This window comes from Streptomyces sp. NPDC033966 (genome assembly GCF_055575955.1).
In genome coordinates, this window is sequence record NZ_JBVIRQ010000019.1 from 23,605 (window position 1) to 36,796 (window position 13,192).

The 13,192-nt window shown below is 71.5% G+C and carries 13 protein-coding genes and 1 pseudogene; 8 read left to right on the plus strand and 6 right to left on the minus strand.

The window, feature by feature from the left end:
• Window positions 1-14: 14 nt before the first annotated feature.
• Window positions 15-1,388: a N,N-dimethylformamidase beta subunit family domain-containing protein gene (locus tag ACZ518_RS34990; protein ID WP_469117064.1), complete on the minus strand. Its 1,374-nt coding sequence runs from the start codon at window positions 1,386-1,388 to the stop codon at window positions 15-17.
• Between the two features lie 516 nt (window positions 1,389-1,904).
• Between ACZ518_RS34990 and ACZ518_RS34995 the strand changes: the two genes are divergently transcribed.
• Window positions 1,905-3,371: an alpha/beta hydrolase family protein gene (locus tag ACZ518_RS34995; protein WP_469117065.1), complete on the plus strand. Its 1,467-nt coding sequence runs from the start codon at window positions 1,905-1,907 to the stop codon at window positions 3,369-3,371.
• Between the two features lie 336 nt (window positions 3,372-3,707).
• A complete protein-coding gene (locus ACZ518_RS35000) occupies window positions 3,708-4,523 on the plus strand; it encodes an alpha/beta hydrolase (RefSeq protein WP_469117066.1) in 816 nt (271 codons plus the stop codon).
• 42 nt (window positions 4,524-4,565) lie between these two features.
• Here the strand turns inward: ACZ518_RS35000 and ACZ518_RS35005 are convergent, their stop codons facing one another.
• From ACZ518_RS35005 to ACZ518_RS35015, 3 genes are all read right to left on the minus strand, one after another.
• The gene (locus ACZ518_RS35005; RefSeq protein ID WP_469117067.1) at window positions 4,566-5,495 is read right to left on the minus strand and encodes a hypothetical protein; all 930 of its coding nucleotides are present in this window, start codon (window positions 5,493-5,495) and stop codon (window positions 4,566-4,568) included.
• A gap of 312 nt (window positions 5,496-5,807) precedes the next feature.
• Complete coding sequence (locus tag ACZ518_RS35010) at window positions 5,808-6,638, minus strand: hypothetical protein (RefSeq protein WP_469117068.1); 831 nt, start codon at window positions 6,636-6,638, stop codon at window positions 5,808-5,810.
• A gap of 226 nt (window positions 6,639-6,864) precedes the next feature.
• Window positions 6,865-7,248 (minus strand): helix-turn-helix transcriptional regulator, encoded by a 384-nt coding sequence (locus ACZ518_RS35015; RefSeq protein ID WP_469117069.1) that lies wholly within the window; start codon window positions 7,246-7,248, stop codon window positions 6,865-6,867.
• Between the two features lie 123 nt (window positions 7,249-7,371).
• On the opposite strand from ACZ518_RS35015, the gene ACZ518_RS35020 reads away from it, so the two are divergent.
• On the plus strand, window positions 7,372-7,725 hold the full coding sequence (locus ACZ518_RS35020; RefSeq protein WP_469117070.1) for an STAS domain-containing protein: 354 nt from the start codon (window positions 7,372-7,374) through the stop codon (window positions 7,723-7,725).
• Between the two features lie 541 nt (window positions 7,726-8,266).
• Here the strand turns inward: ACZ518_RS35020 and ACZ518_RS35025 are convergent.
• Entirely contained in the window at window positions 8,267-8,833 is a 567-nt protein-coding gene (locus ACZ518_RS35025; protein ID WP_469117071.1) for a GtrA domain-containing protein, read from the minus strand.
• Between the two features lie 266 nt (window positions 8,834-9,099).
• Here ACZ518_RS35025 and ACZ518_RS35030 point away from each other — a divergent pair, with 266 nt between their 5' ends.
• From ACZ518_RS35030 to ACZ518_RS35050, 5 genes and pseudogenes are all read left to right on the plus strand, one after another.
• Window positions 9,100-9,390: a hypothetical protein gene (locus tag ACZ518_RS35030; RefSeq protein WP_469117072.1), complete on the plus strand. Its 291-nt coding sequence runs from the start codon at window positions 9,100-9,102 to the stop codon at window positions 9,388-9,390.
• Between the two features lie 941 nt (window positions 9,391-10,331).
• Entirely contained in the window at window positions 10,332-10,895 is a 564-nt protein-coding gene (locus ACZ518_RS35035; RefSeq protein ID WP_469117073.1) for a papain-like cysteine protease family protein, read from the plus strand.
• A 10-nt stretch (window positions 10,896-10,905) separates the two neighbouring features.
• Window positions 10,906-11,787: a hypothetical protein gene (locus ACZ518_RS35040; protein ID WP_469117074.1), complete on the plus strand. Its 882-nt coding sequence runs from the start codon at window positions 10,906-10,908 to the stop codon at window positions 11,785-11,787.
• Window positions 11,788-11,891: 104 nt separating this feature from the next.
• Complete coding sequence (locus ACZ518_RS35045) at window positions 11,892-12,068, plus strand: hypothetical protein (protein ID WP_469117075.1); 177 nt, start codon at window positions 11,892-11,894, stop codon at window positions 12,066-12,068.
• Window positions 12,069-12,471: 403 nt separating this feature from the next.
• Window positions 12,472-12,635, plus strand: a pseudogene (locus ACZ518_RS35050) (IS5/IS1182 family transposase); the annotation flags it as partial.
• Between the two features lie 37 nt (window positions 12,636-12,672).
• Here the strand turns inward: ACZ518_RS35050 and ACZ518_RS35055 are convergent.
• Complete coding sequence (locus ACZ518_RS35055; RefSeq protein ID WP_469117076.1) at window positions 12,673-13,146, minus strand: cupin domain-containing protein; 474 nt, start codon at window positions 13,144-13,146, stop codon at window positions 12,673-12,675.
• Window positions 13,147-13,192 lie beyond the last annotated feature (46 nt).

A 13,192-nucleotide genomic window follows, 5' to 3' on the forward strand; every position in this document is an offset into this window, starting at 1 on the left:
CATGCCGGCGGACCTCAGACCGTCCGGCCGGCGAGGCCCGCCGGGCCCCGGCTGAAGGCTCGCAGCAGGTTTTCGGTGACGGTCCTGGCGAACGCTCCCGTCCGCCCGTCCATGCCGTGGTTGGCCTTGCCCGCGCTGCCGGTCGCGTCCAGGGCTTCCACCCACCTCATGGTGCCGGTCGCGAAGACCCCCGCTCCCGAAGGCAGGGTCAGGTAGACGGACTCGGCTTGTTTGCGCCGTCCCTTGCAGATCACGGGCGAGCGGGCGATCACCTCGATCGGACCGGGTGCCGCAAAGGCGGGGTTCACCCGGTCGTACTCGACACCGACCAGGTGCGGGAACGCATCGCCGTACCGTGCTCCGGTCCCGGTGAGCAGCCAGTGCGAGGGGGCAGCCACCACGTACGGGGCGTCCACGGGGTAGCCGTCGTACATCACCCCGTGCAGCTCGCTCTCCGGCTGCGGGAGCGGAGCCCGGCGGAAGTCGTTGGTGGGCGGCAGGCCGGCACGGTAGCCCGGGTCGGCTGCGTAGTCTTCCTTGAAGCAGACCACCGTCCGGTCCGCTCCCACGGACGAGGGCTCGAAACGGACGCGCCGGTAGCAGCAGTTCGCGCCCAGGACGGCCAGGTTCGCCCCCCGGTCGCGGGCCTGCATCACGTGCAGGCGCTGCTGCGGGCTCCAGTACTCGTCATGTCCCAGCGAGACGATGCCCGCTGCCCCGTGCAGAAGGCCGGGATCGCGGGCCACGTCCACGCCGGTCGCGTAGGCCAGCGGCAGTCCCATGCGTTCGGCGAGGGCGACGAGCGGGGCCTCGAAGACGAAGAACTGTCCCGCGCCGTTGCGTGCCGCGTAGGGGCGGTCGAAGGAGACGGCCAGCGACCGCGAGTCCCTCTTCCCGGTCCGGCCCCGGTACAGGTCGGCGCCGCCCCACCGGTTGTATGCCTGCCAGGTGGCGACCGAGTTCACCACGACCAGGCGCCCTGCCGTCCGGCGGGAGCGGAGGGTGACCGGAACGAAGCTCTGCGCCCGGCCGTCGGCGGTGTCCAGCCGCAGCAGATAGCAGCCCTCCGGCCAGCCCGTCGTGTCCACGCGCACCGACGGCCGCCAGTCGGTGCGCGCCATGCGTGTGGACTGCTCGACCACGGCCGGCGCCTGACGCGTCCCGGGCACGGGGGCCGAGCGCCACACGAGCCGGGCGCGCGCGCCTGCGTACCAGCCCATCCGGTAGGCCGAGACCGTGTAGGAAGCGGACTGCGTGGACACGTACAAGTCGAAGGGCTCCCCGGGCAGCACGCTGGTCCGGCTCGCGAATCCCTCCACCGCGTGCGGGGCGCCCGGCCGCGCGACCCGCCAGCCGGGGTCACCGGGGAGGGAGTTCTCCGTCGGCACGTCCAACCCACCGCCGACCGGCGCGGCCCGCCCGGGTGGGCATCCCCCACGGGCCCCCGCCGCAGCGTGCCCGGCACCCGCCGGCCAAACGCCGCCGGCCAGACCCGCAGCCACCACCAGCACACGCCTGCGGTCCGGTCGCCGCGACCACACCCCCGGACCGCCCGGTACCCGTTCGTCCCCCGAACCCACCACTTCTCCCGTCCTCCCGTCCTCCCGTCCACCACCCTTCTAGCCCACCGAGCGCCTCCGGACCGCCCAGCCACGCCCATCCGGCTTCCGCCCCGACCGTGTCGCGGCACGCACGCCAGGGCAGCAGCCCGCGCTGCCGGGGGAGATCCTTTCGAGCCGGACCGCCTCTACGGGGCAGCCGCGGTCGTGGTCTCCGTCGGCTACCGCCTCGCCCCCGAACGCCCCTATCCTGCCGCAGCACGCGGTCGCCGCCGTGCTCCGTTCGGAGCACCCCCGGGCGTGGCGGACCGCAGGTGACCGGAGGGGCCTCCTACGGTCCGCACCATGAGCGAACCCCTGCCGCACCAGGACCCCTCCGGCTCCGCCGTACTCTCCCGCCGCACCGCCCTCGCGGGCATCGCCGCGGGAGCCGGAGCACTGGCCGCCGGGGCCACCCCCGCCGCAGCGGTGCCGTCCGCTCCCGCTCCCCATGCCCCCACTCCCCGCGCCGACGGCCCCACGCCGGGCGTGATGACCCTCTTCGACGACCCCGGGTTCAACTTCGCCGGCCTCTTCGCACTCGGCGGCGCGGGCATGCGCGCCTCCGAGGTCGGCGAAGTACTGACCGCGGTCAACGCCATCAACGGTGCGGGCCTGTCCGAGCAGAGCTACACGGAGGTGTTCCGGCAATGGGGCGACCAGCTGTCCGCGCCTCCCCCGGGCGGTCGGCAGGGCGGCGGCGAACTCCCCTCCCAGACCCGCCGGTTCCGCTCGCTGCGGGCCGCCCAGTACTACTCCCAGGCCCTCTTCTACGTACTCGGCACCCGTACGCCCCAAGACGAGAAGGACGTGTACCTGGCGGCCCGACGCTCCTGGGACGCCTTCGCCGAGCTCTGCTCGCCCCCCGCGATCCGAGCCGCGGTCCCGTACGGCGGCACGCGCCTGCCCCTGTGGTTCTTCCGTCCCGCCGGCCCGGCCGAGCCGCGCCCCACCGTGATCCTCACCAACGGCAGTGACGGCCAGAACGTGGACATGTGGACGTACGGCGTCGCCGCCGCCCTCGACCGGGGCTGGAACGCCCTCGTCTACGACGGCCCCGGCCAGGGCCAGCTCCTCTTCGTGGAAGAGGAACTCTTCACCCCCCGCTGGGAGGAGGTGGTCCGTCCGATCGTCGACTGGCTGGAGCGCCGCAAGGAGGTCGACAGCAACCGGATCGCCCTGACCGGCCTGAGCATGGGCGGCAACCTCGTCGCCCGCGCCGCCGCCTTCGAGCACCGGCTGGCGGCCCTGGTCTGCATGCCCGGCTGCGTCAGCCCCTGGCTGGGCTTCGACGCCGAACTGCGCGCCCTCGTCACCACCGACAAGGAGGAAACCAACCGGGCGTGGGCCGAGGCCATCCCCGAACTGACCCCGCATCTCGCGTACACGGTCAAGAAGCGCTTCGAGATCTTCTCCCGGGAGGCCCTGCGCGAGGCGCGAGCCGGCCGGGTGTTCAAGGACCTGTGGACCCCCGCACAGCTGGCCATCTCCCTCGACGTCACCGAGGTGGTGCCGCGGATCAAGGCCCCCACCCTCGTACTCGACTACGACGACGAGGCGTTCTATCCCGGACAGCCCGAGCAGATGTACGAGCTGCTGCGCACCCGGCGCTCGTACGTGAAACTCACCCGGGCCACGGGCGCGCAGCTGCACTGCTCCCCGATGGCGCCGCAGCAGCACTGCGACACGGTCTTCGACTGGCTGGCCGACATCCTCGGCCACCAGGGGAACGACGGTGTTCAGACGGGACGGCCGGCGAACCAGAACGGCTGAGACCGCGAGCGGATCGGGCCGGATCCCCGGCGGAGCGGCGTCCGGGACCGCACAGCGGCTCCGCCCGGTGCGGACTCCGGTGCCGTGGGGGGATCCTTCGGCCGCCCTTCGAAGTGCAGGTCCCATCGGAGAAAGCGGGTCGGGCCGACCTCCGGGGGGGCCCGCTCTGCCGTTCGACGCGCGACGGCGACCCAGATGGGGTGGAATGGGATGGTTCAGGTGAGACGGGCCGCCGTCGGCTGCCTGCTCAGGCCCGATGACCGCGTTCGGTTCTCCCAGCACTTCGCGGGCCCGAGGCCACGCCGCCCAGGGACTGCCGCCTTCCAGGAGGCTGCCATGGCCGCACAACGCACTCCCGTGGTGTTCATCCACGGTCTGTGGCTCCACTCGACCAGCTGGCAAGGATGGGCGGACACGTTCCGCGACGCCGGGTACGAGCCCGTCACCCCCGAGTGGCCCGGCGTCCCCGCGACCGTTGCCGAAGCCCGCCGACGTCCTGATGCCCAAGGCGGTGTCGGGCTCTCGGAGATCTCCAAGGCACATGCCGAAGTCATCCGGACCCTCGGCACCCCACCCGTACTCGTCGGGCACTCCGTCGGCGGCTTCATCGCCCAGCACCTGCTCGGGCAGGGCCTGGGCGCGGCGGCCGTCGCGATATGCCCGGGCCAGATCAAGGGCGTCAAGGCCGTCGCTCCGGCCCAGGCGAAGTCGGCGTTCGCCTTCCTTCGCAACCCCGCCAACACCAAGCGCGCCGTCTCCCTGAATCCCGCGCAGTTCCGGTACGCCTTCGCCAATGCCGTACCCGAGGAGGAATCCGACGAGCTGTTCGAGCGCTGGACCATCCCCAGCCCGGCGCGCCCCCTGTTCCAGCTGGCGCTGGGCAACTTCACACCGAACTCCGCGGCGAAGGTCAACACCGGCAACGAGTCCCGGGGGCCGCTGCTCCTGCTGTCCGGCAAGCTCGACCACACGGTCCCCGATGTGCTGACCCGCTCCACCTTCAAGCAGTACCGGCACTCCAGCGCCGTTACCGAGTACCAGCGCTTCGACGACCGCGGCCACTCCCTGATCGTCGACCACGGCTGGCCCGAACTCGCCCGTACCTGTCTCAGCTGGCTGAACCGGACGGCCTCCATGGCCGCGGCGAGCTGAACGGCGGTCAGCACGCCTCGTCGGGGCCCGCGCGGCCGGGGATCAGGTGCCGCAGAACGTCACGGTCCGCACGTACCCGCCGAGGTTCTCGTCGTCCGTGCCGAGCAGGGCGTCGGCGGAGTCCGGCAGGCACTCGACCGCCTCGACCTTGTACTGCGGGAACTTCCCGAGCACCGTCGGGGAGGCCGCGAGGCTCACCCGTACCCGGCCCGCCGCCGATACGGTCACCCGGCCCGCGTCGCTGACCGCGGAGTCGAAGGGGCCGTCGTCACCGGCGTCCGCGGCGGACCCGACGAGGATCCGGCCGGAGCCGGTCACCGAGATGTCGGAGATGTGCCGCACCCCGTCGCCGAGCGGGTGCGCCGCCCGGTACGGCCGGCGCGTCACCGCCCCGAACAGCGGCTGGCCCCAGGCGGCGAACGTCAGGGGGGCCGCGTACAGAGTGGCGGGACGGTCCGGACCGGCGCCGCGGTCGGCCCACAGGGCGGCGATGTTCCCGTTCTGCGCGACGAGCGCCAGGCTCTCGAAGTCGTCACCCTCGCCGATGGCCGGGAGCGGCGTGTAGTCGACCACGGTCGCCGTGGAGCCGGCGACCTTCAGGCGGAAGACGATGCCGCGGCCGGTGACCGCCAGGTACTCCCCCGGCATTCCGGGGATCGCCTCCAGGGCCTCCAGGTCGACGGGTTCCGGCCCGTCCCAGGTGAGCGGAGTGACCTCGTCCGAGCCCTCCCGGTGGGTGATGCGGGACAGGCGCCCATGCCCCGACCGCTTGTTGTCGTGCACGGCCAGCGCCCGCACGCCGCTACCGTCCTCCGTGCGCCCTTCGTAGGCGAGACCGCTGACGCCGCTGCGGGCGTCCCCGCCGACCTTCTGCCACGCACCGTCGGCTCCGGCCGGACCGGTGCCCGTCGTCATCAGCAGCGCGGTCGCCACGACGAGCCAGGACTTGTGCCGCACCATGGGGAGTTTCACCGGGGCCGCTCGCCTTCTGTGTGCGTGACGGCGCGAGGTCACGCGCCGGACACCCACGGTATTGATCATGGTGGACGCGGCCCAGTGACCGTTACTCCATTCACCGGAGCGTGAAGGAGCACTCGGCGGGCACGCACCCCCCGGCCACGCCCGCCCGCTCCGGGCCCGCGGTCGACCCGCGGCGAAGGGCCCGGCGCCCGCCCGGAGTCGCAAACCCGGCCGGCAGGGACCCCGGGGCCGTTCCGCAGCCGGTCGCCGTCGGTGGTCTTCGTCCGAGTCCGCGAGTGCTCGGGCAGCGGGCAGCGGTCTGCCTCACAGGCCCGGCATCAGGCCCGCCAGCGGAAACGCCGTCGCGTCTTCAGGTGGGCGCGACAAGTGCAGCACCGTGTGGAAGTAGCCGTCGCTCTCCTTCCCGTACGGGTCATCACCGGCCGCGGTCACCGCTTGGACGGCGTACTTCTGCTCCTCCGCGTCCGTGAAGCGTCGTTGCCGGAACGTGTGCGTGGTCGCCGCCTCGGTGACCAGGCCGTACGAAGCCAGACATGCGGCGATGGACTCGTACGGCGTAGTGCGCAGCACGAATGCCGCGACCCACACCGGGTCTTGGGCACAGGTGAGGATCGGCAGGAAGGTGCGGGGAGACAGGAAGGCGGCCCCTCCGGTGATCGTGATCAGACGGGCGTGCCGCGCGGCGCGGAGCAGGGACGCGGAGGGAGGCGCGGTTTCGAGGTTCTCGGCGAAGCCCTGTTCCAGCAGGCCCACCGCGCATGCGTAGGAGATGGCGTTCGCGGCGATGTCCAGTCCGATCACCGGGACCGGGTCAGGGCGCCGACGAGCCGCGTAGTAGCCGCGGTCCCATTCGATCAGTTCGGCTGTCGTGAGCGCGGTGGCCTGCGGCGACGTGTAGTGGGCATAGAGGTCGTCCAGCGTCACCTCGTGGTTGAGGAGGGCGGCGTTGATGCCGTAGGAAGAGCAGATGTCCAGCACGGTCACCGGATCCGCCGCCCGGGTTGTCCTGCGGCTCGCGACCGCCCGCCGGAAGACGCTCTGTCCGTGATGGGGCGTCTGGTATTCCAGTGGACCCAATGCCTGGAAGTAGGCCCGGGGATCCGGCTGATCGTAGGCGTCGTCGAACGCCGTCATACCCTCCGGGAGGGGGGTCCCAGACGCCTGCGAGCCTCCGCCGGCGACGTTCCCCGGCCCCCCGTTCCGCATACCGCTCATTCCGGTTCTCCTCACGCAGCCCAGGTCCGCTCCGGCCAGAGTCGGTCACCCTGGGCGGCTCGGGAAGGAGGCGTGGAAGAAACCGGCCACGCGCCGCAACGGGCCAGGGGAGGACCGCCGGATCCGCGCGGATCCAGGCGACCGGTCACCCGGTGGCAGAGCCACCCATGAGGGATGGCTCCGGCCGCCGGTGCCCATGGGAGCCGGCGACCGGGTGGGCGGTGGGGCCTTCGGGGGTGTCGGCGAAGAGGGCGAGCAGGCCGGCGATGTCGCGGCCGGCTTCGGCGGGGTGGCGGAACTTCGTGCCCGGATTGATCCGGTAGTGGTTGCGCCGGCCTTCGCGTACCCGGGTGAGGTATCCCTCCCGCTCCAGGTCGGAGACGATCGACTGGACCGTCCGCTCGGTCAGCACACAGCTCGCCGCGACCTCCCGCAGACGGACACCGGGATCCCTGGTCAGTGCCAGCAGGACCCGGGCGTGGCTGGTGAGGAACGTCCACGGGACTCGGGGAAACGCTTCATCACCCATGACCCCAGAATGCACCCCTTTTGTATTTATGTCCTGTTTTTCAGGTAATTCTTGACACCTGCCAACCCTGTGCCGATGATCTGTTGAAGGACCAGCAGCCCCAGAGCACGTGGGGAGGCAGGCATGACCCAGACCCTGCGCGAGGGCCCCCGCCTCGAGGCCCCCGCAGACGACCGCCTCTACATCTGCGTGGAACCAGGGCCGCCCGGGACGGTCTACGTGCGCGTGATCGGTGAGATCGACTTCGACAACGCCGCGGCCCTGCGCGAAGACCTCATGGTCGCCCTCACCTCCCATCGGTGCACCCTCCTGGTGGACCTGCATCGGGTCACCTTCTGCGACTGCGCCGGCCTCAACGCCCTCCTCGCAGCCCAAGCCGCCGCAAGCCGCGCCGGCCGCGCCCTCCGCCTCACCTCCACCAGCCACCGAGTGGAACGCCTCCTCCAGCTCACACGAACCCGCTCCCTCTTCGCCTGACCCCGGTAAGGAGGAGCGCAGAGTCCGTCCGGCCGGGGCCCTCAACCCCCGTGCGACAGGCCCCCGGCCGTCGTCGGCTGCGGCGAACTCGACCCGCTCCGCTCCGCGACGAGGGTCTGGCCGCAGCCGGCGTCCCGGTCAGCAAGCACGTCTACGCCGGCCTGATCCACGGGTTCGTCCACTACGACACCCACTCCGCAGCGGCCGACTCCGCCGTCACGCAGATGTACGCCGAGCTGCGCGCACTGCTGCGCCCCCGGGCTGGGCGGGGCACCTACCCGGCGGCGGGTGTTGCTCGGTGCGGGGGTGCCGCTCCTGGGAGAAGCGGCGCTGCCCCTGACGGCCCTGTCGGTTGACGCCGCCCGCCCCCGCAGCGCGCCGAAGGGCGCCTACGGTGAGCTGCGGGACGGCGGATAGCGTGCGGGTAGGGCGATGACGGGGAAGCGGGTCACCGGACATGGTCCGCGCGAGGGCTGCGGCGGAGACCTGCCCGGAACCGCTCCCGATGCGCCCCCGCCCCGCCGGGTGCAGGGTGCGACGGTCAGGCGGCGCGGCAGAGCGCCGTCGGGGCGGCGGGTGCCGCGGCGCGTCCAACGGTCGCGGACACGGGGCGGTCGGTGCGGACGGGCGCCGGCGCCTCGCGCAGGCGGTGGCGCGCGAAGACCACGAGGCGCAGGACCGCGAACCGTGCGACGCCCGCGAGTGCGGAGGCGGTGAGGTAGACGACCTGTTCGAGGAGCACGCCGGGGGCCGCGGCCAGGTGTTGCAGCACCAGCATCGCCATACAGGTGACGGCGTATGCGGCGGCTGCGGATCCGGCCGACTGCGTGTGCTGGCGCCATGTCGCGCGGCCGCCCGCACCGAAAGTGAACCGGGCATGCAGCTCGGTGGCCAGGAGCGTGGAGGCCGCGGTGACGACGGCGTTGGCCAGGACCCAGGGCATCCAGGATCCGAGGACCACCACCGCGAAGCTGGAGGCGAGCCCCACTCCGCCGCCGCAGAGCACGAAGCGGGCGAACGAGGTGACGGCGCTCGGAGCCTCCTGCCGCTGGTCCAGTGCTACCGCCTCCACGACCCACCCCTCCGAACGTGCCCTGCCGCGATCCATTGTTTCTGACGAGAGAAACGCTACGTTGCGTTAATCGAGGCAGCAACCATGAATATGGCGTCACATCCACAAAAGCGCAGCTCAGCGCGATATAATCGTTGCACTGGATCAGAATGTAACGCAACAGCCGGAGCGGGTTCGTTGCAACAACCTGGCTGTAAACGCTACGGCCGCCGAGCTGGGCGCGCTCACCACGCACATCGTCCGCCGCGTGCCCCCCTGACCCGCACACCGGTCGGGGAGCACCACGCGCCTAGGATCCCGGAATGGAAATCGAACTGTCCGACGTACTGGACGAGCTGATCGCGCTGCAGGAAGCGACCGACGAAGCGCACGCCGAGTTGACGCGCCTTCGGGAGGAACTCGGCGACTCGGCTCGGTGGACCGACGAGCAGCAGGTGACCTGGCGGGACGCGTGGGAAGACGCGCGCGAGCCCTGGTGGGCGCTGGACACGGCCCTGGAGTACTACGCGGAGACGAGCGGTCTGGACCGCGACGAGCTGGAGGCCACGGTGCAGAAGGCGGCGGGCCACGTCCCGCTGCCGGACGAGGACTGACCGGGGCGCCGGCGGTCCCGTTGCCGGCCGCCGGGAGGGGTCGGCCGCACGCACGACGCCGGGGCGGCCAGCGCGGGCCACCTCGTACAGGGCGGCAACCGTCACGTGACCGATGGCGTCGCGGGTGCGGCCGCCGGTCGTACGGACCTGCCCGCGGGTGATGCGGAAGACGGCGGGGAGCATCGCCTGAACAATGACGCGGCCGGCGAGGACGGCCGACCGGTCACGGCCGGCGGCACGCTGAAGGACGGCGCGCAGGACGGCGTCGGTCAGCGCATCGGTCACGCCGTAGCCGGCCGGGCGGAGCGCGGCGAGGAGCTGCTCCCCGGGGGGGGACGGGCAGGACTGAACCCGCACGGCGCACGACGCCGCCCCGTGGGCTGCTCAGGTCCCTGCCCAGCGCGCTGCAGTTCCTCATCGCCCTGCCCGCAGTTCCGGCACGAGGACGAGGCGGAGCGCACGGCCGCCTACGAGGCCGCCTGGAACTCGGCTCTGCTCAGCGGACCGCTCCGCACGTACACCGACATCCTGACCGGTGCGAGGGCCAACGAGACCGTGGCCGGGTCCGCCCGGTGCGAGATCCGGTCGGTCGTCACGGACCCGGCGACGGCCCCAAGTACTCACGCCGCACATCACGGTGTCTCTGGACCAGCAGGTGGAGTGGATCACCGACTGCATCGCGCATGTGAGGCGGAACGGCCTCACGGAGATCGACGCCGCGGCCGCCGGTGGATACACCGGCTTCGTCCTCTCCGCCTCCTCGCACTCGCAGGCGGCCCCGCCCTGCGCCGCGAATGCCCGATGCACATGATTACCCAACGAATAATCAGTTAGGGGGAATTTTCCCCAAGTCCCTTATGTGCCCCCGGCATGCTGCGCTGTCATATTCCTGCCAGATTGCCCCGATCATCTCGTTCTACCCATCAGGGGAAGGCAGGAAAATGGGCAGGTTCAGGTACGGAACCACGGCGTCGGCCATCGCGCTGGCCGCCTTGGGATCGCTGACGGCCGCGGGAGGCACGGCTCACGCGGAAGCCGGTCAGGACACCATCACCATGCTGAAGCAGGAGAAGAGCCAGTGGTGCTGGGTCGCCTCCGGGCTGACCATCGCCAAGTTCCACGGCTTGGGCTCCACCCAGACGGACTTCTGCAGCCGGGCCCAGCCCTACTACGGCTGCAACAACCAGCCCGCCACGCTCGACGACATGGCCAGGGGCTGGAGCAGCCTCGGCATGGCGCATCCGGGTTCGGGCCTGAGCAGCGCGGCCACGTTCAACCAGGTGTACACCGAGGTCAAGGCAGCCCGGCCGATCGGCGCCCGGATCGGGTGGACGTCCGGTGGTGGCCACATGAACGTCGTCTACGGCTTCGACACCTCGAACAGCAAGATCGCCGTGGCCGATCCGTGGCCGGACACCACCACGTACACGTGGTGGAACTACAACGACTACGTGAGCAACAGCTCATCCAAGTGGACCCATTCCCGCATCGGTATCTCCCGCTAAGGCAGGCGACATGCGCGACACCAGCGGCACCGAAACATCCAGCACGCGGGCGGCCTCTCGCTTCCCCCGCCTGTCCGTCGTCCTTGCACTGAGTGCGTCCGCCCTGCTGTGCGTCGCCGGTCCGGCGCACGCGGCCCCGGCGAAGGACCCTCTGCCGGCCGACATCCCCGACTACCAGGCGGCTCTCGACGCGGTGAAGTCCACCGACGTGCGCAACACGGTCTGCCGCTTCCTGCGCACTCCGGTGCCCAGCGAGGGCGCGGGCGGGCCGGTGCAGACGATCCCCGACACGGCCGAGCCCTGCCAGGGCCTCCCCGCCTTCAGCATCAAGGACCCGGTGGCCCTGAACGAGATCACCCCCGGGTTCGTCGCGGGCACGGCCCCGGCACTGCCCACCGAAGCGGTCAAGCTGACGCAGCTGGTCTCCTCGCTGAGCACCACCGTCAACGGTCGCAACGCCACCGTCATGCTCGCCCCCACCCAGGGAGGCGGCTGGCACATGGCGGGCGTGCGCGACGGCGACGGCGACGCCGCGTACGCCAGCAAGGCCACCGTGGGCACGCTGGTCTTCACCGAGCCGCAGATCCGGGGCTGGTACCAGCTCAAGCTCACCACCGTCGAGCCTCTGAACGACCAGGCCCGGCAAGGCCTGGGAGGCCAGGCGTCGGTGTCGCTCGGCGACTACCAGAAACTGGTCAAGGCCCGCTACGCCGACAAGCTCCCCGGCTCGGAGTACGACACCAAGGGCTACTCGAGCGGCTACAGCCCGCCGCGCGTGGAGGACGGCGCCCCGTCCTCCACCCTCCTCCTCGCCGGCGGCACCGGCGCGACACTCGCCCTCGCGGGCGGAGTCGCGGTACTCCGCCGACGCCGGCACCCGAGGACCGGCTGAGCTCACGTCACCACAGCGTGGAGCCGCTGCCCGACGTGTAGCCGACTCCTGCGTGACCTATCGACATTCGATAGATTTGCATCGCTGTCGATGAAGGGTAGGTCATGGGGCAGCTGGCGGTAGGTGCGCTCCACCCTGTGCTCGCCGCGGTGCTCGCCCTGGTCGTCCGAGGCGGTATCGGCTTGCGAGACGCCGGCAACAGCGGTGTCGCCCGCGGCGAGCGCCTTGGTGGGCGACCGGAGAAGCATCCGCAGCGGGAGATCGTGGACGCGATCCGCTGACCTCGCGCACGCCGGCGCGGTCGTGCCCCACTCCCGTGACCGGACGCCCACGGGTGCGCGGGCCCGGCCCCGCCTGCAGGGGCGGAATGCACCGGCGTGCCCGGCGGCCCACCGGGCCGAGATCAGCCGGTGAGCACGACGCGGTCCCCGACCCGGACCCGGACCGTCCGGACCACCGTGGCCAGCGCGTCCAGCGCGTCCAGCGCGTCCAGCCGCATGTCGTGGTCCCGCGCGATGGCGCGCAGGACCAGCGGGGAGTGCGGCAGGCCCGGCGGGGCCCGTTGGTCATCACGCAGCGCTCGCTGGAGCGCTCGAACCGCAGGCGCAAGCGGTCACCGACGCAGGCGGCTCGCCGGCTACCAGCTCTGGCGGCGGCCGAATGTCACCACCACCTGCGTCCCGGCTCCGCGGAAGACGTGTCGGCGTCCGTAGCGCACGCAGGGGCATCGAGTCGTCAGAACGACTCGGGCACCGCAGGTGGGTGATCGGACGGCCGGCTCAGCCACCCCTACGAACGCCACTCCCGCAACCGCCTGCTGCTACAGACCACTCCTCCGCCTCACCACACAGAACACGGCCTTGAGGGCCGGTTCGGCATTCCGGGCTACGCGGGCGCGGCGGGCTCCTCGTAGGTGATCTGGTACGGGGCGGCGATCCGGTTCAGGGCCGTGGCGTCGAGGCGGCTCCGGTGGCCGGTTCCGGACACGTGCTCGGACAGGTCCTCCAGGTAGCACTCCCAGCCGCCGGGCGAGGAGATCTGGAGGACATGGGGCGGCGGGATGCTCACGGGACGCAGGGCGTGCGGGACGCCGTGCGGCAGCAGGACGAATTGGCCGGCCGTCACCGTGCGGTCCGTGTCGTCGAACTCCACGCCGAGGGCCCCTGACAGCACATAGATGCACTCGTCAGCCACGTGGTGGACATGGCGCGGGATCTCCTGGGCGACGACGACTTCCATCAAGGAGAAACGGCCCTCGGTGTCCTCCGTCCTCGCCTTCACGGTCATCGCAGGCGGCAGCGGTACGCGAGTGGGGCGGGAGGCGCCGGGGTCGAGCAGGATGAATCGGTCCTCGGACATGAGTATCCTTCCCTCAACGATTGCGGAATCGGAATCCGATTCCGCT

Excerpts from the sequence above, each read along its gene's own strand:
- ACZ518_RS35040 (WP_469117074.1), top strand. The coding sequence starts at position 10,906 with ATGCGCGACACCAGCGGCACCGAAACATCCAGCACGCGGGCGGCCTCT.
- ACZ518_RS35055 (WP_469117076.1), bottom strand. The coding sequence starts at position 13,146 with ATGTCCGAGGACCGATTCATCCTGCTCGACCCCGGCGCCTCCCGCCCC.
- ACZ518_RS35015 (WP_469117069.1), bottom strand. The coding sequence starts at position 7,248 with ATGGGTGATGAAGCGTTTCCCCGAGTCCCGTGGACGTTCCTCACCAGC.
- ACZ518_RS35000 (WP_469117066.1), top strand. The coding sequence starts at position 3,708 with ATGGCCGCACAACGCACTCCCGTGGTGTTCATCCACGGTCTGTGGCTC.
- ACZ518_RS35020 (WP_469117070.1), top strand. The coding sequence starts at position 7,372 with ATGACCCAGACCCTGCGCGAGGGCCCCCGCCTCGAGGCCCCCGCAGAC.
- ACZ518_RS35030 (WP_469117072.1), top strand. The coding sequence starts at position 9,100 with ATGGAAATCGAACTGTCCGACGTACTGGACGAGCTGATCGCGCTGCAG.
- ACZ518_RS35045 (WP_469117075.1), top strand. The coding sequence starts at position 11,892 with ATGGGGCAGCTGGCGGTAGGTGCGCTCCACCCTGTGCTCGCCGCGGTG.
- ACZ518_RS34995 (WP_469117065.1), top strand. The coding sequence starts at position 1,905 with ATGAGCGAACCCCTGCCGCACCAGGACCCCTCCGGCTCCGCCGTACTC.
- ACZ518_RS35035 (WP_469117073.1), top strand. The coding sequence starts at position 10,332 with ATGGGCAGGTTCAGGTACGGAACCACGGCGTCGGCCATCGCGCTGGCC.
- ACZ518_RS35010 (WP_469117068.1), bottom strand. The coding sequence starts at position 6,638 with ATGACGGCGTTCGACGACGCCTACGATCAGCCGGATCCCCGGGCCTAC.
- ACZ518_RS35025 (WP_469117071.1), bottom strand. The coding sequence starts at position 8,833 with ATGGATCGCGGCAGGGCACGTTCGGAGGGGTGGGTCGTGGAGGCGGTA.